This window comes from Streptomyces venezuelae (assembly GCF_008642375.1).
GTDB lineage: Bacteria > Actinomycetota > Actinomycetes > Streptomycetales > Streptomycetaceae > Streptomyces > Streptomyces venezuelae_G.
The window spans coordinates 6463201-6480953 of the sequence record NZ_CP029194.1 but is presented as its reverse complement, the minus strand read 5'-3'; the positions used below and the strand labels follow the sequence as shown (position 1 = coordinate 6480953).

Sequence of the window (17753 nt, the reverse complement as noted above, 5' to 3'; positions counted from 1 at the left end):
TGGGTTACGAAACGCGACGCACGCCCGCCGCGAGTTCGCCCGCCAGTTCCCTTACGGCGGCGAGCCCGGCGGCCTCGTCACCATCGGCGTCGAGGATCCGCTGCACGAAGGCGGAGCCGACGATGACGCCGTCGGCGAAGGCGGCGACCTCCTTGGCCTGCGTGGCGTTGGAGACGCCGAGCCCGACGCACACCGGCAGCCCGGAGGTGGCGCGGGTGCGGCGGACGAGGTCGGCGGCCTGCTCGCCGACCGACTCGCGGGTGCCGGTGACACCCATGAGCGAGGCGGCGTAGACGAAACCGGAGCCGGCCGCCGTGATGGTGGCGAGGCGCTCGTCCTTGCTGCTGGGCGCGACGACGAAGACGGTGGCGAGACCGTGCTTGTCGGCGTGCTCCCGCCAGACGGCGGACTCCTGGACCGGCAGGTCGGGCAGGATGCAGCCAGCGCCGCCGGCCGCGGCGAGCTCCTCGGTGAAGCGCTCGATGCCGTAGCGGTCGATCGGGTTCCAGTACGTCATGACGAGGACGGGCTTGCCGGTGGCCTCGTGGGCCTCCTTGACCGTCCGCATCACGTCGGCGATCTTGACGCCGCCGCGCAGGGCGATGTCGTCGGCGGTCTGGATGACGGGCCCGTCGAGGACCGGGTCGCTGTGCGGGAGCCCGACCTCGACGACATCGGCGCCGCCGTCGAAGACGGCCTTGATCGCCGCGATGCCGCCGTCGACGGTCGGGAAGCCGGCCGGCAGGTACGCGATGAGCGCGGCCCGGTTCTCCGCCTTGGCCTTGGCGAGGGTCTCGCTCAGCAGCTGGATGTTTCCGCTCGTCACTTGGAGCCCTCCCCGTCGTACAGGCCGAAGTAGCGGGCGGCCGTGTCCATGTCCTTGTCGCCGCGCCCGGAGAGGTTGACGAGGAGCAGCGCGTCCTTGCCGAGCTCCTTGCCGACCTCCAGGGCTCCCGCGAGGGCGTGTGCCGACTCGATGGCCGGGATGATGCCCTCGGTGCGGGAGAGCAGGCGCAGTGCCTGCATGGCGGCGTCGTCGGTGACGGCGCGGTACTCGCCGCGTCCGCTGTCCTTGAGGTACGCGTGCTCGGGGCCGATGCCCGGGTAGTCGAGGCCGGCCGAGATCGAGTACGGCTCGGTGATCTGGCCCTCCTCGTCCTGGAGGACGTACGAGCGCGAGCCGTGCAGGATGCCGGGCTCGCCGGCCGTCAGGGTGGCCGCGTGCTCGCCGGTCTCGACGCCGTGGCCGGCCGGCTCGCAGCCGATCAGGCGCACGCCCGCGTCGGGGACGAAGGCGTGGAAGAGGCCGATGGCGTTGGAGCCGCCGCCGACGCAGGCGATCGCCGCGTCGGGGAGGCGGCCGGCGCGCTCCAGGATCTGGCGCCGGGCCTCGACGCCGATGACCCGGTGGAAGTCGCGGACCATGGCGGGGAAGGGGTGCGGTCCCGCGACGGTGCCGAACAGGTAGTGCGTCCTGTCGACGTTGGCGACCCAGTCCCGGAACGCCTCGTTGATGGCGTCCTTGAGGGTGCGGCTGCCGGACTTCACGGCGACGACCTCGGCACCGAGCATCCGCATCCGGGCCACGTTGAGGGCCTGGCGCTGGGTGTCGATCTCGCCCATGTAGATGGTGCATTCGAGACCGAAGAGGGCGCAGGCGGTGGCGGTGGCCACGCCGTGCTGACCGGCGCCGGTCTCGGCGATGACCCGCGTCTTGCCCATGCGCTTGGTCAGCAGGGCCTGACCGAGCACGTTGTTGATCTTGTGGGAGCCGGTGTGGTTGAGGTCCTCGCGCTTGAGGAAGATCCGGGCACCGCCGGCGTGCTCGGCGAACCGGGGGACCTCGGTGAGGGCGCTCGGGCGGCCGGTGTAGTTGACCATGAGGTCGTTGAGCTCGCGGGCGAACTCGGGGTCGGACTTGGCCTTGTCGTACTCGACGGCGACCTCGTCGACCGCGGCGACGAGCGCCTCCGGGATGAACTTGCCGCCGTAGGCACCGAAGTAGCCCTCGGCGGTCGGAACCTGACCCTCCGGGTCCGGAATGAAGAACTCGCTGGACATGCGGATGCTCCTCGCGGGGCGGATGCCCCGGGATACGTGTGGTTGATGGTCACGGTATGCGCGCGAGCCCCTCACGTACGGCACCGCCATAGCCGGTACTGCGCCCGTTGCGGGCCGCCACCCGCCCGTTGTGGGCAGTCGTTCCGCTGGCTGGGGGTCCCCCCTCTCGGGGAGGGTGTGGCCCACACGGGGGTGGGCAGCGGCGCAAGCGATGCGGCCACACGGGAGTGGGCAGCAGGGCGGGCGGCGCGACCACCCAGAGGTGGGCACGGGCAGAAGCAGAGGCGGAAGCTCGGACCGGGTTCGGGCCCATGCTGCTCGGGCTCGGCTCGGGGGTCGGCTATGCGTCGTACGTGAAGGTGCGCGCGAGGCGCGGGCGCCATCGCATGCCGTTGACCTGGCCCGGCTCGTCGCCGATCACGTACCGGACCCGGCGGCCGTGGACACGGCGGGCGGGTGCGCGGCAGCCACGCGGTCGGCAGCCCCTGGCCAGCGGGGCGTGCTTGGAGACGGGGGCGGCGGCCGTACGGAGACGGCCGCGGCGCCCCGAGGCGTCCGCGGGCACGACCGGGCCGCCCGGGGCGGAGCCCAGGGCGGTCGGCGTGGCGCGGACGAGGGTCATGGCGGGGTCAGCTCCGGCCGTGGCGGAGCGCCGGGTGGGCGCCGGCGGCGACCAGGTCGGCGACGGCGGCCTTCGGGTCGCGGCCGGTGACGAGGGACTCGCCGACCAGGACCGCGTCGGCGCCGGCGTTGGCGTACGCGATCAGGTCGTGCGGGCCGCGGACACCGGACTCGGCGATCTTGACGATGCCCGCCGGGATCTCGGGGGCGACGCGCTCGAAGGTGGAGCGGTCGACCTTGAGGGTCTTGAGGTTGCGGGCATTGACGCCGATGATCCGGGCGCCCGCGTCGACGGCACGCTCGACCTCGTCCTCGTCGTGGACCTCGACCAGCGGGGTCAGCCCGATGGACTCGGCACGCTCGATGAGGGAGACGAGCGCCTCCTGCTCCAGGGCGGCGACGATGAGGAGCGCGAGATCCGCTCCGTACGCCCGGGCCTCCCAGAGCTGGTACGCGGTGACGATGAAGTCCTTGCGCAGGACGGGGATGTCGACCCGGGCGCGCACGGCCTCCAGGTCGGCGAGGGAGCCGCCGAAGCGGCGCTCCTCCGTGAGGACGGAGATGACGGCCGCGCCGCCCGCCTCGTAGTCCGCGGCGAGTCCGGCCGGATCGGCGATCGCGGCGAGCGCACCCTTGGACGGGCTGGAGCGCTTGACCTCGCAGATCACCTTGACGCCGTCGCCACGCAGCGCGGCGACGCCGTCCTTGGCCTGCGGCGCCTTGGCGGCGCGCTCCTTGAGCTCGTCGAGGGTGACCCGCGCCTGCCGCTCTGCGAGGTCGGCGCGTACGCCTTCGATGATCTCGTCGAGCACACTCACGCGAGGGGCCCCCTTCCGGGACGGTGATGGTGATGATGAACCAGGTTCAGCCACATCGATCCTATCCGCAGGACGGCCCCGGACTCGCATCGGCCGGAGCGGCGTCCCACCTGCTGGGACTCCCGCAGGGGTCTGACCGGGAGCGCGCGGACCCCTCAGGGGGCCAGTGCCGAGCCGAAGGGGAGGTTCCGGACCAGGGTGAAGAGGGCGAGTGCGGCCCCGATCCCCCACCACCAGACCGGGGAGATCGCGAGGCGCATCGGCACCCCGCGCACGGCGCGAACCAGCCACAGGACCATGACGACGGCGAAGACGCCGTAGCCGACGACGGCGAGGGCGTTCGCGCCCAGGGCCGCCGGGAGATCGCCGTGGACGAAGGCGTGGGCGCTGCGGAGTCCGCCGCACCCAGGGCAGAGGACGCCGGCGAAGCGGAGCATGGGGCAGACGGGGTAGTGCCCGGGTTCGTTGGGGTCGACGGCCCCGACGTAGGCGAAGGCGGCGGCGACCCCGGCGAGGGTCGCGACCGGCGCGAGGAGCCGCCGGGCGAGCGGCCGTGGCGGGGGCGGAGCGGGAAACGCGTGGAGTGCCGGGGGGCCGGGGAGGACCGGGAGACCGGGAGGTACCGCCGGTCCTGTGGGCGCGGCCGGGCCCGGAGCATCCGCCCGGGCGGATTCACCCGGTCGGGCGAGAGGTTCGTCGGTCTCGGCTTCGGCCGTCGGCTGCGGGTCCACCCGGTGATTCTCGCCCCTGACGCGCGAGAGCGCAGCCCGGCACGGCCGGACTGCGCTCTCGGGTGCTGCGTGTCGCGTCAGGCGCGGGCCCGCGCGGTCGCGGTCGCGGCCTCGCGGGCGGCGGCGACGGCCGCCGACTCCTTCGGCATGCCGAGGCCCGCGATCTTCATCGCTCCGCCGACGATGCCGCCGAGGACGATGACACCCACGCCCGCCCAGAATCCGGGCTGGTTGGCGGCCACCATGAAGACGCCGGCGATGCAGAAGCCGATGAAGGAGATGATGACACCGGTCCAGGCGGCCGGGGTGTGTCCGTGGGCGCTGCCCGCCATGAGTTGCTCCTCGTTGCAGTTGCTCGATGGTGAGGTCTCGCGTGCGCGGACACTCGGTGCCCATTGTCCCGCACACGGGCGCGCGAGGATGAATCGGGGGTCCCCGGACGATCACGCGTCGCGGAGCGCCCCTCCGGCCGAACTCTCCGACCGGCCTGCGGTCGGTCACACGGGTGGGTCACACCGGTGGGTCAGACCGGTCGGTCACACCGGTCGGTCACACCGGTCGGGCGCTCCGGTCGGGCGCTCCGGTCGGGCGCTCCGGTCGGGCGCTCCGGTCGGGCGCTCCGGTCGGGCGCTCCGGTCGGGCGCTCCGGTCGGTCACTCGCCCCGGGTGGGGTCCTCGCCGCGGTCCAGGGCCTTCCAGAGGTCCTCGGGCCGGTCCGGGTCGACGGTGGGGGCCTTGCGCGCGGCGCGCGGGGTGCCGGACCGCTCGTAGCGGCCGCCCATCGCCGGCCAGATCGTGCCGAAGCGCAGCGCGAGGAGGCCGGCGAGCAGGATGAGGACGGCGCCGGCGGCCGTGACGTACGGCCAGGCGGTGTGGGTCAGACCGGCCACGGCGGCGGCCGTGTCGCCACTGATCCGGGCGGCCTCGGCGTCGAGCGCGGCGCTGTCGGAGGCGCCGAGGACGGCGGCGAGCGCGGCGCCCGCGCCGCTCAGGGCGAGGAGCGCGGCGACGAGGGTGCGGCCGGTGCGCCGGACGGCGAAGACGGCGAAGAGCGCGGCGAGTCCGACGATCGCGAGGGCGGTCGGCACTCCGGTGACGGCGCTGCCGTCGGCCTCGACGGGGACGGTGCCGCCACCGACGGACGCGGTGCCCTCCGCCCAGATCTGGCCGGCGGAGAGCAGGACGACGGTGGCACCGAGGGCGCCGAGGAGGAGGGCCGCGGCCAGGCTGCGGCGGCCGCCGGTGGGGACGGCCACTCGGGCGGCCCGGGGCTGGGGTACGGGAACGGCACTCACGTACCCCACTATCCCCTACGGACTCAGGAGCCGTTCATCCGGTTGGCGGTGTGTACGGCGCGGAGCACGGCGGCGGCCTTGTTGCGGCACTCGTTGTCCTCGGCGACCGGATCGGAATCCGCGACGACACCCGCTCCGGCCTGCACGTACGCCGTTCCGTCACGGAGCAGCGCGGTGCGGATGGCGATGGCCGTGTCGGCGTCTCCGGCGAAATCGAGATAACCGACACATCCGCCGTAGAGGCCACGCCGGGAGGGTTCGAGCTCCTCGATGATCTGCATCGCGCGGGGCTTGGGCGCGCCGGAGAGCGTGCCCGCCGGGAAGCAGGCGGTGAGGACGTCGAAGGCGGTCCGCCCCTCGGCGACCCGGCCGGTCACGGTGGAGACGATGTGCATGACGTGCGAGTAGCGCTCGACGGACATGAAGTCCACGACCTCCACCGAGCCGGGCGCACAGACCCGGCCGAGGTCGTTGCGGCCGAGGTCGACGAGCATGAGGTGCTCGGCGCGCTCCTTGGGGTCGGCGAGCAGCTCCTCTGCGAGGTCGTGGTCCTCCTGCGGGGTGGCGCCGCGGTGCCGGGTGCCCGCGATGGGGTGGAGGAGGGCATGGCCGTCCTCGACCTTGACGAGGGCCTCGGGGCTGGATCCGACGACGTCGAAGCCGTTCTCGAAGCGGAAGAGGTACATGTACGGGGAGGGGTTGGTGGCCCGCAGCACCCGGTAGACGTCGAGCGCGGAGGCCGCGCACGGGGTCTCGAAGCGCTGCGAGGGGACGACCTGGAAGGCCTCGCCGGCCCGGATCCGCTCCTTGATGTCCTCGACGGCGTCCTGGTAGGCCGGGCCGCCCCAGAGCGCCGAGAACTCGGGGAGCTCGGAGGGCGGGAGCGCGGCGGGGACGGTGGCGACCGGGCGGGCCAGGTCGGCCTCCATGGCGTCGAGGCGGGCGACGGCGTGTGCGTACGCCTCGTCGACGCCGGTCTCCAGGTCGTTGTGGTTGATCGCGTTGGCGATCAGCAGGACCGTGCCGTCCCAGTGGTCGAGGACCGCGAGGTCGCTGGTGAGGAGCATGGTGAGCTCGGGGAGCTCCAGGTCGTCGCGGGTGGAGTCGCCGATCTTCTCCAGGCGGCGGACGATGTCGTAGCCGAGGTAGCCGACCATGCCGCCGGTGAAGGGGGGCATGCCGGGCTCGGGGCTCCGGGGCGTGTGAAGAGTCTCGACGGTGGCGCGCAGGGCCTGGAGCGGGTCGCCGTCCGTGGGGACGCCGACGGGCGGGGTGCCGAGCCAGTGGGCCTCGCCGTCCCGGACGGTGAGGGTGGCGTCGCTGCGGACTCCGACGAAGGAGTAGCGGGACCAGCTGCGGCCGTTCTCCGCGGATTCGAGGAGGAAGGTGCCGGACCGTTCGGCGGCGAGCTTGCGGTAGAGCCCGACCGGGGTGTCGCCGTCCGCGAGGAGCCTGCGGCTGACGGGGATGACGCGGCGGTCGGCCGCCAGCTTGCGGAAGGTCTCGAGATCCATGGCGCCAGACCTTACTGGGAGAGCGGGAGCACGTCGGCGTCGAAGCAGGTGCGGTCGCCGGTGTGGCAGGCGGCTCCGACCTGGTCGACCTTGACGAGGACGGTGTCGGCGTCGCAGTCGAGGGCGACGGCCTTGACGTGCTGGACGTGCCCGGAGGTGTCGCCCTTGACCCAGTACTCGTTGCGGCTGCGGGACCAGTAGGTGGCGCGGCCGGTGGTGAGGGTGCGGTGGAGTGCCTCGTCGTCCATCCAGCCGAGCATCAGCACCTCGCCGGTGTCGTACTGCTGGGCGATGGCGGGCACGAGCCCGTCGGGGCTGCGCTTGAGGCGGGCGGCGACGGCCGGGTCGAGATTGCTGCTCATGGGGCCATTGTGCCGCGCGCGGGGGCGGTGTCCGGCGCGGTGTCCACTGGGCGGACCGGCGGCCCCGGTCGTACGCTGGCGGGCATGTCGACGCATGCGAAACGTGAACGGCTTCTGCTCGCCGATCTGTTGGAGGCGGCGGGCCCGGACGCCCCGACGCTCTGCGAGGGCTGGCGGACCCGGGACCTCGCCGCCCATGTGGTGGTGCGCGAGCGGCGGCCGGACGCGGCGGCGGGTGCGGTCGTGCCGGCGCTGAAGGAGCGGATGGACCGGGTGACGGCGGAATACGCCGAGAAGCCGTACGAGGAGCTGATCCAGCTCATCCGCACGGGGCCGCCGAAGTTCTCGCCGTTCACGATCAAGCAGGTGGACGAGGGGGCGAACGTCGTGGAGTTCTACGTCCACGCGGAGGACGTACGGCGTGCCCAGTCCGACTGGTCGGCGCGCGAGCTCGACCCGGTCTTCGCTGACACCCTCTGGTCCCGTCTGGAGAAGACGGCCCGCCTGATGGGCCGGAAGGCCCCGGTGGGCCTGGTGCTGCGCCGCCCGAACGGCCAGACGGCGGTGGCCCACCGCGGTACCCCGGTGGTGACGGCCTCCGGGGAGCCGGGCGAGCTGCTGATGTACCTGTACGGGCGCCAGGACTCGGCGAAGGTGGCCCTGGAGGGTGAACCGGACGCGATCGAGCGGCTGCGGGAGACGAAGCAGCTGGGGATCTAGTCCCGGCTCACTTCGGCAGTTCGGCGCGGCGGAGGGACTTCACCGAGAGGCCGTAGATCCCGCCGAGGGCGCAGACCGCGGCGCTGGCCGTGAAGACCGGTGCGGGGCCCCACAGGCCGACGGCCGCGCCGGTGAGCGGGAAGCTCAGCGGGGCGATGCCGATGCTGAAGAAGGTGGACACCGAGGTGACCCGGCCCAGGTAGGCGGGGTCGCACTCGGTCTGGGTGAGTGCTCCGCACAGGGCGCCGCTGAGGCCGGCGAGCAGGCCGACCGAGACGGAGACGGCGACGGCCACCGGCAGCGTCGGCACGTACGCGAGGGCGGCGATCGACACCGCGCCGAGGGCGATGGTCCAGGAGAGGACCCACCCGGCGCGCGGGACGCGGCCCCGTACGGTCAGGAGCAGGGACGCGGCCCCCGCGCCCGTACCGAATCCGGCCAGGATCCAGCCGATGCCGGCGGCGCCCCAGCCGCGCAGGTCGGACAGGAGCGCGAGACCGACGTTGAGGGGGCCGACGAAGCCGAGGTCGCTGAGGGCGACGACGATCATCAGCGGGCCGAGGACGCGGTGGCGGCGGATGTAGCGCAGACCGTCGGTGAGGTCGCGCAGGACGGTGGTCTTCTCGCGGGCCCCTTCGCCGGTCGGCAGCGGCCTGAGCCGGAGCGCCAGGAGCAGGGGCAGCGAGAAGGCGAAGAGCAGCCCGGCGGCGGCGAACGCGGCGGCCGATCCGCCGAGGGCGACCGCGAGTCCGCCGAGCGGGGCGCCGACGAGGACCGAGATCCGGTAGGCGAGGCCGCGCATCCCCTGGACCCTGGCGAGCTGCCCGGAGGCGGCGATCCTCGGCGGCAGGGCGCCGACGGCGGGCATGAACAGGGCGTCCACGGCTCCGAAGACGAGCGCGACGGCGGCGAGGACCCAGAGGCCGGGGGTGGCGAGCGCCAGTGCCGCGGCGACGCCGAGGACGACGACGCAGCGGACCGCGTCGGAGGATATGACGACCCGCCAGGGGCCGAAGCGGTCGGCGACGACTCCCCCGCCGAGCATGAGCAGGGCGCGCATCACGGCGCTGAGGGCGAGGACGATCCCGGCCTGCGCCGGGGTGCCGCTCTGCACGGCGGCCCAGGAGAGGGCCAGGTGGTAGACCATGTCACCGGTGGCGGAGGCGGTGTACGCGCCGAGCCAGCGCAGGACGTTGGGGTCGCGGTAGGCGGGGCGCTCGACGGGGGCGAGCGCGGTGGCCGTCATGAGCGGTAGGGGAACGCGTGGAGGTGGACGGCGACCTTCTCGCGGCCCTCGGTGTCGCCGGCGGCTTCGGCGGCGCGGGCCTTCTGGTCGTACTTCTCGCAGACGGCGCCCAGTTCCTCGCCGAGCGCGGCGAGTTCCTCGGCGGTCAGCCGCGGCAGCCATTCGGAGCTGATCGAGGCGGAGCGCCAGGCCTCGGACCAGGTCAGCCGCTCGTCGAGGTAGCGCCGGTGGAGCTCGGTGCGCTGCTCGTTGATGGTGCGGCCGAGGGCGTCGCTCGCGGCGGCCAGCTCGGGGGTTCCCCGGACGTCCTCGTCGCGGATCTCGACCCCGTACGAGCTCGTCTGCCACCAGCGCTCGCGGCCGTCCGCCGACCGGTTCTCGGCCTCCTCGATGAGGCCGTGGTCGGCGAGTTTGCGCAGGTGGTAGCTGACGAGCGAGACGGCCTCGTCGACCTGGTCGGCGAGCTGGGAGGCCGTGGCCGTGCGGGCCACGAAGAGGGCCCGGTAGAGGCGCATCCGCAGTGGGTGCGAGATGGCCTTGAGGGTGCCGAGGTCGGTGATCCGACGGTTCTCCTGCGAGGTCATGACACTGACCCTAGATACGAAAGAAAACTTGCACAACAGAAATTGCACAAATAATCCTGTGCATCTGGGGAAGAGGAAGGGGCTCCCGAAGGAGCCCCTTCCGGCCACGGCTCAGCGGACCGGGTGGCCCGCCTCCCGCAGCGCGTCCTTGACCTGCGAGATCCGCAGGTCGCCGAAGTGGAAGACGGAGGCCGCGAGCACCGCGTCCGCGCCCGCCGCGACCGCCGGCGGGAAGTCGGCGAGCTTGCCGGCGCCGCCGGAGGCGATCACCGGGACCGTGACGTGCTTGCGCACGGCCGCGATCATCTCGGTGTCGTAGCCGTCCTTCGTGCCGTCGGCGTCCATCGAGTTGAGGAGGATCTCCCCCGCGCCGAGCTCGGCGGCCCGGTGCGCCCACTCGACCGCGTCGATGCCGGTGCCCTTGCGGCCGCCGTGCGTCGTCACCTCGAAGGAGCCGGAGGCGGTACGCCGGGCGTCGACCGACAGAACGAGCACCTGGCGGCCGAAGCGCTCCGCGATCTCCCGGATGAGCTCGGGGCGCTCGATGGCGGCGGTGTTGACGCCCACCTTGTCGGCCCCGGCCCGCAGCAGCTTGTCGACGTCCTCCGCCGCGCGGACGCCGCCGCCGACCGTGAGCGGGATGAAGACCTGCTCGGCGGTGCGGCGCACCACGTCGTAGGTGGTCTCCCGGTTCCCGGAGGAGGCGGTGATGTCGAGGAAGGTCAGCTCGTCGGCGCCCTCGGCGTCGTACAGCTTGGCCATCTCGACGGGGTCGCCCGCGTCGCGGAGGTTCTGGAAGTTGACGCCCTTGACGACCCGGCCGTTGTCCACGTCCAGGCAGGGAATCACGCGTACGGCGAGGCTCATGCCGCACCACTCCTGTAGGCCTCGACCTCGACCTCGACGACCAGGCTGGGGTCGACGAAGCCGGAGACGATGATCATCGAAGCCGCCGGGCGGACGGCGTCGAACAGCTCCTTGTGGGCACGCCCGACCTCGTCCACGTCCCGGGCGTGGGTGATGTACATCCGGGTGCGGACGACGTCCTCCGGGCCCAGACCGAGCTGCTTCAGGGCGCCGAAGGCCACGTTGAAGGAGTTCACCGTCTGGTCGTACGGGCCTCCGCCGGCGATCTGGCCGCCGACCACCGACGTACAGCCGGCGACGAGGACCAGGCCGTTCGGGAGCTCCACCGCGCGGGAGTAGCCGAACTGCTCCTCCCAGGGGGCGCCGGTGACGACCTTCTTCACGCCGTCGGTCATACGGCAGCCACCGCCCCCAGCGCCTCTTCGAGGGTGAAGGCCTTGGCGTAGAGCGCCTTGCCGACGATCGCGCCCTCGACGCCCAGCGGGACCAGCTCCGAGATGGCCCGCAGGTCGTCCAGGGAGGAGACGCCGCCGGAGGCGACGACGGGCTTGTCGGTGGCCGCGCAGACGTTCCTCAGGAGCTCCAGGTTGGGGCCCTGGAGCGTGCCGTCCTTGGCGATGTCGGTGACGACGTAGCGGGAGCAGCCCTCGGAGTCGAGGCGGGCGAGCGTCTCGTAGAGGTCGCCGCCGTCGCGGGTCCAGCCGCGGCCGCGCAGGGTCGTGCCACGGACGTCGAGGCCGACGGCGATCTTGTCGCCGTACTCGGCGATGACCTTGGCGACCCACTCGGGGGTCTCGAGGGCCGCGGTGCCGAGGTTGACGCGGGTGCAGCCGGTGGCGAGGGCCGCCGCGAGGGAGGCGTCGTCGCGGATGCCGCCGGAGAGCTCCACCTTGATGTCCATGGCCTTGGCGACCTCGGCGATCAGCTCCCGGTTGTCACCCGTGCCGAAGGCGGCGTCGAGGTCGACCAGGTGCAGCCACTCGGCGCCCGACCTCTGCCAGGCGAGGGCCGCCTCCAGCGGGGAGCCGTAGGAGGTCTCGCTGCCGGACTCGCCGTGGACGAGACGGACGGCCTGACCGTCGCGGACGTCGACGGCGGGGAGGAGTTCGAGAGTGCTCACAGGGTTCCGATCCAGTTGGTGAGGAGCTGGGCTCCGGCGTCGCCGGACTTCTCGGGGTGGAACTGGGTCGCCCACAGGGCGCCGTTCTCGACGGCCGCGACGAACGGCTCGCCGTGGGTGGCCCAGGTGACCTTGGGGGCGCGCATGTTCTTGTTGCCGACCTCCAGGGTCCACTCGCGCACCGCGTAGGAGTGCACGAAGTAGTACCGGGCGTCGGCGTCGAGGCCGGCGAAGAGCTCGCTGCCCTCGGGCGCGTCCACCGTGTTCCAGCCCATGTGGGGCACGACGGGGGCGTTCAACGGCTCGACCGTACCGGGCCACTCGTCGAGGCCCTCGGTCTCCACGCCGTGCTCGATGCCCTGGCCGAAGAGGATCTGCATGCCGACGCAGATGCCCATGACGGGGCGGCCGCCGGAGAGCCGGCGGCCGATGATCCACTCGCCGCGGGCCTCCTTGAGTCCGCTCATGCAGGCGGAGAAGGCGCCGACGCCGGGGACGAGGAGTCCGTCGGCGTTCATGGCCTTGTCGTAGTCGCGGGTGATCTCGACGTCGGCGCCGACCCGGGCGAGCGCGCGCTCGGCGGAGCGGACGTTGCCGAAGCCGTAGTCGAAGACGACGACCTTCTTGGGGCTGCCGGTCACGGTCATGACCACACGTCCAGCCGCAGCACGCCGGCGCCGAGGGACATGGCGGCGCCGATGGCGACGAGCACGATGACGCCCTTGGGCATCTGCTGCTTGACGAAGGAGTAGATGCCGCCGAGCAGGAAGAGCCCGACGACGATGAGAATGGTGGAGAGGCCGTTCACGGTCAGAGCGCGCCCTTCGTGGAGGGGAGGATTCCGGCGGCGCGCGGGTCGCGCTCGGAGGCGTAGCGGAGGGCGCGGGCGAAGGCCTTGAACTGGCACTCCACGATGTGGTGGGCGTTACGCCCGTACGGGACGTGGATGTGCAGCGCGATCTGGGCCTGTGCGACGAAGGACTCGAAGATGTGCCGGGTCATCGTCGTGTCGTACGAGCCGATCATCGGTGCCATGTTCTCGGGCTCGGTGTGCACGAGGTAGGGGCGGCCGGAGAGGTCGACCGTCACCTGGGCGAGGGACTCGTCCAGCGGGACGGTGCAGTTGCCGAAGCGGTAGATGCCGACCTTGTCGCCGAGGGCCTGCTTGAAGGCGGCGCCGAGGGCGAGGGCGGTGTCCTCGATGGTGTGGTGCGAGTCGATGTGCAGGTCGCCGTCGGTCTTGACCGTCAGGTCGAAGAGGCCGTGGCGGCCGAGCTGGTCGAGCATGTGGTCGTAGAAGCCGACCCCGGTCGACACGTCGACCTTTCCGGTGCCGTCGAGGTCGATCTCGACGACGACGGACGTCTCCTTGGTGGTGCGCTCAACGCGGCCTACGCGGCTCATCGCTTCTGCTCCTTCATCAGTTCACGGACCGCGTCGAGGAACGCGTCGTTCTCTTCGGGGGTGCCCGCGGTGACCCGCAGCCAGCCCGGTACGCCGTTGTCCCGGACCAGGACGCCCCGGTCGAGGATCCGCTGCCAGGCCCCGTGCGTGTCGGCGAACCTGCCGAACTGCACGAAGTTGGCGTCGGACTCGGTGACCTCGCAGCCGAGGGCACGCAGCTCGGTGACGAGCCGGTCGCGCTCGACCTTGAGCTGCTCGACGTACCCGAGGAGGGTGTCGGTGTGCTCCAGGGCGGCGAGCGCGGTGGCCTGGGTGACGGCGGAGAGGTGGTACGGCAGGCGGACCAGCTGGACGGCGTCGACGACGGCCGGGTGCGCGGCGAGGTAGCCGAGGCGCAGCCCGGCGGCGCCGAAGGCCTTGGACATGGTCCGGGAGACCACCAGGTTCGGCCGGCCTTCGAGGAGCGGCAGCAGCGAGTCGCGGTGGCTGAACTCCACGTACGCCTCGTCCACGACCACCATCGAGGGCCTGGCCGCCTGGGCAGCCTCGTACAGGGCGAGGACGGTGTCGGCCTCGACCGCGGTGCCGGTGGGGTTGTTGGGAGAGGTGATGAAGACGACGTCCGGCGTGTTCTCCGCGATGGCCTGTCCGGCCGCCGCCACGTCGATCGTGAAGTCCTCGTTGCGCGGGCCGGAGATCCAGCCCGTGCCGGTGCCGCGGGCGATCAGGGCGTGCATCGAGTACGAGGGCTCGAAGCCGATCGCGGTACGGCCGGGGCCGCCGAAGGTCTGCAGGAGCTGCTGGAGGACCTCGTTGGAGCCGTTGGCCGCCCACACGTTCTCGACGCCGACGCGGTGCTTGCCGGTCCGGGTGAGGTAGGCGGCGAGCTCGGTGCGCAGCTCGATCGCGTCGCGGTCGGGGTAGCGGTTGAGGCCGCGGGCGGCCTCGGCGACCCGCTCCGCGATCCGGGCCACCAGGGGCTCGGGCAGCGGGTACGGGTTCTCGTTGGTGTTGAGCTGGACGGGGACGTCGAGCTGGGGCGCGCCGTACGGGGACTTGCCGCGCAGCTCGTCGCGGACGGGCAGGTCGTCGATGCGGACGGTGTCGTTCGCGGTCACTTGCTCTCGGGAACCTTCCATCCGAACCTTGCCTTGATCGCCGCGCCGTGCGCGGGCAGGTCCTCGGCCTCGGCGAGCGTCACCACGTGGTGGGCGACGTCGGCGAGGGCGGCCCGCGTGTAGTCCACGATGTGCACGCCGCGCAGGAAGGACTGCACGGAGAGGCCCGAGGAGTGGCAGGCGCAGCCGCCGGTGGGCAGGACGTGGTTGGAGCCGGCGCAGTAGTCGCCGAGCGAGACCGGTGCCCAGGGGCCGACGAAGATCGCGCCCGCGTTGCGGACGCGGTCGGCGACGGCGGCGGCGTCGGCGGTCTGGATCTCCAGGTGCTCGGCGCCGTACGCGTCGACGACCTTGAGGCCGTCGGCCAGGTCGCGGACGAGGACGATCGCGGACTGGCGGCCGGCGAGGGCCGGGACGATCCGGTCGTCGACGTGCTTGGAGGCGGCGACCTGGGTCTTCAGTTCGGCCTCGGTGGCGGCGGCCAGCTCGTCCGAGTCGGTGACGAGGACGGAGGCGGCCATCGGGTCGTGCTCGGCCTGGCTGATGAGGTCGGCGGCGACGTGGACCGGGTCGGCGGTGGAGTCCGCGAGGATCGCGATCTCCGTCGGACCGGCCTCGGCGTCGATGCCGATGCGGCCCTTGAGGAGCCGCTTGGCCGCGGCCACGTAGATGTTGCCGGGTCCGGTGACCAGGTTGACGGGGGCGCAGCCGCGCTCGGCGTCCGTGTCGGCGGTTCCGTACGCGAACATGGCGATGGCCTGGGCGCCGCCGGCCGCGTACACCTCGTCGACGCCGAGGAGGGCGCAGGCGGCGAGGATCGTCGGGTGCGGCAGGCCGCCGAACTCCTTCTGCGGGGGCGAGGCGACGGCCAGGCCCTCGACGCCGGCCTCCTGGGCCGGGACGACGTTCATCACGACGGAGGACGGGTAGACGGCGCGGCCGCCCGGCACGTACAGACCGACGCGCTCGACGGGGATCCACTTCTCGGTGACCGTGCCGCCGGGGACGACCTGGGTGGTGTGGGTGGTGCGGCGCTGCTCGCGGTGGACGAGCCGGGCGCGCCGGATGGACTCCTCCAGTGCGGCGCGGACGGCCGGGTCGAGCTCGTCGAGGGCGCGGCTGATCGCCTCGGCGGGGACGCGCAGGCTCGGGACGCGGACGTGGTCGAATTTCTCCCCGTAGTCGATCACCGCGGCCGCGCCATGATGCCTGACGTCCTCGCAGATCGGCCGCACCGTCTCCAGGGCGGCTTCCACGTCGAACTCGGCACGGGGCAGCAGGTCGCGCAGGGCGGAACCCTCGGGGAGGGTCTCACCGCGCAGATCGATTCGAGAGATCACGGGTCAATTCTCGCAGACGGCCTAGAACGACGATCGCCCGTATCAACAGCTGATACATGCCAATCACTGACTGATACCCGCCACACTGGCGTCTTGTCGCCACAGCTGACCGTTAGCGTTCAGCCCGTCACTCAGCGGGAAGAACGGCTGTACGAATCCACTGATCCCGGCGAGGGAAATCGTGGGAGCGGACGTGGGAAGCGAGGGGGGGGCGGCGTGACCGAGCCGCACGACGACGGGATGCCCGACGGGCTCACGGGCCCGGAGCGGGCCGTGTGGCGGGCGTTCCGGATCGGCAGGACCTGTGATCTGACGGAGGGGATCGCCGAGCGGGACGACCCGTTCGGATCACGGGAGTGGGGACCGGAGCGGAGCGTCCGGGCGGACGTGGTGGCCCTTCTGCTGCTCGACGGGCCGCAGCCCCGGTCGGGACGGGTGGCCGCGCTGAAGCTGCGCGGCGTGCGGATCACGGGCGTGCTGAACCTGGCGGGCGGGACGATAGGACCGTACGTGGAGCTGCACGGCTGCCGGTTCGACGGCGAGGTCGTGCTCCCCGAGGCACAGTTCGGCACCCTGCGGATGGTCGCCTGCTCGATCCCGCGCCTGGAGGCCGCCCGGCTGCACACGACGGGCGATCTGCACCTGCCGCGCTGCCGGGTGGGCCACGGCATCCGGCTCACGGACGCGCAGATCGGCACGGACCTGCTCATCAACCAGATCCAGGTCTGGCCGGACCGGCGCGGACGGGCGATCGCGGCGGACGGGATGGTGGTGGCCCAGGACCTCCAGGCCGAGCTGATCGAGACGCACGGCGAACTGAGCCTGCGCGGGGCGAAGGTCGGCGTCTCGCTCAGCCTGCGGGGCAGCGTGCTGCGCGGGGCGCAGCAGCGGCGCGCGCTCAACGCCCCGCAGCTGACGGTGGAGCGCTCGCTCTACCTGAACGCGGCGTGGGTGTACGAGGAGACGGGGAGCCTGGGGAGCTCGGGCAGCGCGACGGCCACCCCGCCGTACGGCGTGACGCAGGCCCAGGGCACCCGGCGCAAGCCCGTGGAGTGCCACGGCGGCGTCCGGCTCGACGACGGCCGGTTCGGCGACGCGGTGGACCTGCATTCCGCCCGGTTCCTGCTGAACGGCTCGCGCCGGGAGGAGGTGTCGCTGCGCCGGATCGCCACCCCGGAGCTGCGGTTCAACGGCGAGCGCCCGGAGGAGGGGCGGGTGGTGCTCAACGGCGCCAGGATCGTGACCCTGATCGACCTGTCGACCAGCTGGCCGGGGCCCGGCGGTCTTGCGATGGGCGGGTTCGTCTACGAGAACCTCGTGCCGTACGGGCACTTCCCGCTGGCCCGGCGCCTGGAGTGGGTGGCGGCGGCGACCCCGGAGTACGCCCCCGAGCCGTACGAGCGCCTGGCGACGGTCCTGCGCAACAGCGGGGAGGACGCCGACGCGCGCGAGGTGCTGCTCGCCAAGCAGCGGCGCCGGCGCGAGACGCTGCCGGTGGCGGGAAAGCTGTGGGGGTTCGTCCAGGACTGGACGGTGGCGTACGGCTACCGGCCGGGCCGGGCGGCGCTGTGGATGGCGGTGCTGTGGGCGGCGGGGACGGTGGCCTTCTCGCGCTACCGCCCGATCCCGCTCAAGGCGGAGGAGGCCCCGGCGTGGAACGGCACGCTGTACGCGCTGGACCTGCTGCTGCCGGTGATCAACCTCGGGCAGGAGGGCTACTGGCGCCTGGAGGGCGTCTGGCAGTGGGCGGCGGCCGTGCTGATACTCCTCGGCTGGATCCTGGCGACGACCGTGGCGGCGGGTGCGACCCGCCTTCTGCGCCGCGGCTGACCTGCCGGAACCGCCTCCGGCACGGTGCTGAGGGGGCGGCGGCGCGGGCGCCCGGGGCCGCGTCGCGGCGGCGATGTGAGGGGGCCGGGTGAGGTGGGGGTGAAAGGGCTGGGCAGAAGGGC

At 72.7% G+C, this 17753-nt stretch carries 21 protein-coding genes; 2 read left to right on the top strand and 19 right to left on the bottom strand.

All coding sequences use genetic code 11. The annotated features are described in order from the left end of the window. Nucleotides 1–4: 4 nt before the first annotated feature. From trpA to hisI, 9 genes are all read right to left on the bottom strand, one after another. The gene (gene trpA / locus DEJ46_RS29655) at nucleotides 5–826 is read right to left on the bottom strand and encodes a tryptophan synthase subunit alpha (protein ID WP_150271251.1); all 822 of its coding nucleotides are present in this window, start codon (nucleotides 824–826) and stop codon (nucleotides 5–7) included. Further along, nucleotides 823–2061, bottom strand: a complete 1239-nt coding sequence (gene trpB / locus DEJ46_RS29650) for a tryptophan synthase subunit beta (protein WP_055644092.1) — start codon at nucleotides 2059–2061, stop codon at nucleotides 823–825. The genes trpA and trpB overlap by 4 nt, the downstream gene beginning before the upstream one ends. Nucleotides 2062–2401: 340 nt before the next feature. Beyond that, nucleotides 2402–2683 (bottom strand): tryptophan biosynthesis modulator TrpM, encoded by a 282-nt coding sequence (trpM, locus tag DEJ46_RS40960; RefSeq protein ID WP_150271250.1) that lies wholly within the window; start codon nucleotides 2681–2683, stop codon nucleotides 2402–2404. Nucleotides 2684–2690: 7 nt separating this feature from the next. Next, entirely contained in the window at nucleotides 2691–3500 is an 810-nt protein-coding gene (gene trpC / locus DEJ46_RS29640) for an indole-3-glycerol phosphate synthase TrpC (RefSeq protein WP_150271248.1), read from the bottom strand. A gap of 155 nt (nucleotides 3501–3655) precedes the next feature. Next, entirely contained in the window at nucleotides 3656–4231 is a 576-nt protein-coding gene (locus DEJ46_RS29635; RefSeq protein ID WP_150271246.1) for a DUF2752 domain-containing protein, read from the bottom strand. A 77-nt stretch (nucleotides 4232–4308) separates the two neighbouring features. Further along, nucleotides 4309–4563, bottom strand: a complete 255-nt coding sequence (locus DEJ46_RS29630; RefSeq protein ID WP_150271244.1) for an HGxxPAAW family protein — start codon at nucleotides 4561–4563, stop codon at nucleotides 4309–4311. Nucleotides 4564–4884: 321 nt separating this feature from the next. Further along, nucleotides 4885–5535, bottom strand: coding sequence for a TIGR02234 family membrane protein (locus DEJ46_RS29625; RefSeq protein WP_150271242.1), 651 nt, complete (start codon nucleotides 5533–5535; stop codon nucleotides 4885–4887). Between the two features lie 14 nt (nucleotides 5536–5549). Beyond that, on the bottom strand, nucleotides 5550–7040 hold the full coding sequence (locus DEJ46_RS29620; RefSeq protein WP_150271240.1) for an anthranilate synthase component I: 1491 nt from the start codon (nucleotides 7038–7040) through the stop codon (nucleotides 5550–5552). Nucleotides 7041–7051: 11 nt separating this feature from the next. Then, a complete protein-coding gene (gene hisI / locus DEJ46_RS29615; RefSeq protein WP_055644087.1) occupies nucleotides 7052–7402 on the bottom strand; it encodes a phosphoribosyl-AMP cyclohydrolase in 351 nt (116 codons plus the stop codon). Between the two features lie 84 nt (nucleotides 7403–7486). Between hisI and DEJ46_RS29610 the strand changes: the two genes are divergently transcribed. Beyond that, entirely contained in the window at nucleotides 7487–8122 is a 636-nt protein-coding gene (locus tag DEJ46_RS29610) for a TIGR03085 family metal-binding protein (RefSeq protein ID WP_150271238.1), read from the top strand. A gap of 7 nt (nucleotides 8123–8129) precedes the next feature. Here the strand turns inward: DEJ46_RS29610 and DEJ46_RS29605 are convergent, their stop codons facing one another. The 10 genes from DEJ46_RS29605 to hisD all read right to left on the bottom strand — a co-directional run bounded on the left by DEJ46_RS29605 (nucleotide 8130) and on the right by hisD (nucleotide 15801). Beyond that, nucleotides 8130–9368, bottom strand: a complete 1239-nt coding sequence (locus DEJ46_RS29605) for an MFS transporter (protein ID WP_150271236.1) — start codon at nucleotides 9366–9368, stop codon at nucleotides 8130–8132. Continuing rightward, the gene (locus DEJ46_RS29600; protein WP_150271234.1) at nucleotides 9365–9952 is read right to left on the bottom strand and encodes a winged helix-turn-helix domain-containing protein; all 588 of its coding nucleotides are present in this window, start codon (nucleotides 9950–9952) and stop codon (nucleotides 9365–9367) included. The genes DEJ46_RS29605 and DEJ46_RS29600 overlap by 4 nt, the downstream gene beginning before the upstream one ends. 111 nt (nucleotides 9953–10063) lie before the next feature. Then, nucleotides 10064–10819, bottom strand: a complete 756-nt coding sequence (gene hisF, locus DEJ46_RS29595) for an imidazole glycerol phosphate synthase subunit HisF (RefSeq protein ID WP_150271232.1) — start codon at nucleotides 10817–10819, stop codon at nucleotides 10064–10066. Continuing rightward, nucleotides 10816–11214 (bottom strand): RidA family protein, encoded by a 399-nt coding sequence (locus DEJ46_RS29590; RefSeq protein ID WP_150271230.1) that lies wholly within the window; start codon nucleotides 11212–11214, stop codon nucleotides 10816–10818. Before DEJ46_RS29590 ends, hisF begins: the two co-directional genes overlap by 4 nt. Continuing rightward, nucleotides 11211–11939 (bottom strand): bifunctional 1-(5-phosphoribosyl)-5-((5-phosphoribosylamino)methylideneamino)imidazole-4-carboxamide isomerase/phosphoribosylanthranilate isomerase PriA, encoded by a 729-nt coding sequence (gene priA, locus DEJ46_RS29585; RefSeq protein WP_150271228.1) that lies wholly within the window; start codon nucleotides 11937–11939, stop codon nucleotides 11211–11213. Before priA ends, DEJ46_RS29590 begins: the two co-directional genes overlap by 4 nt. Further along, entirely contained in the window at nucleotides 11936–12586 is a 651-nt protein-coding gene (gene hisH, locus DEJ46_RS29580) for an imidazole glycerol phosphate synthase subunit HisH (protein WP_150271226.1), read from the bottom strand. Before hisH ends, priA begins: the two co-directional genes overlap by 4 nt. Further along, nucleotides 12583–12747 (bottom strand): hypothetical protein, encoded by a 165-nt coding sequence (locus DEJ46_RS39335; protein ID WP_189505976.1) that lies wholly within the window; start codon nucleotides 12745–12747, stop codon nucleotides 12583–12585. Before DEJ46_RS39335 ends, hisH begins: the two co-directional genes overlap by 4 nt. Nucleotides 12748–12749: 2 nt before the next feature. Continuing rightward, nucleotides 12750–13343 (bottom strand): imidazoleglycerol-phosphate dehydratase HisB, encoded by a 594-nt coding sequence (gene hisB, locus DEJ46_RS29575; protein ID WP_015032911.1) that lies wholly within the window; start codon nucleotides 13341–13343, stop codon nucleotides 12750–12752. Beyond that, on the bottom strand, nucleotides 13340–14461 hold the full coding sequence (locus tag DEJ46_RS29570) for a histidinol-phosphate transaminase (RefSeq protein WP_223835195.1): 1122 nt from the start codon (nucleotides 14459–14461) through the stop codon (nucleotides 13340–13342). Before DEJ46_RS29570 ends, hisB begins: the two co-directional genes overlap by 4 nt. Continuing rightward, a complete protein-coding gene (gene hisD / locus DEJ46_RS29565) occupies nucleotides 14458–15801 on the bottom strand; it encodes a histidinol dehydrogenase (protein ID WP_150271223.1) in 1344 nt (447 codons plus the stop codon). The genes DEJ46_RS29570 and hisD overlap by 4 nt, the downstream gene beginning before the upstream one ends. 216 nt (nucleotides 15802–16017) lie before the next feature. Here hisD and DEJ46_RS29560 point away from each other — a divergent pair, with 216 nt between their 5' ends. Then, complete coding sequence (locus tag DEJ46_RS29560) at nucleotides 16018–17631, top strand: oxidoreductase (RefSeq protein WP_150271221.1); 1614 nt, start codon at nucleotides 16018–16020, stop codon at nucleotides 17629–17631. The last annotated feature ends 122 nt before the right edge of the window (nucleotides 17632–17753 follow it).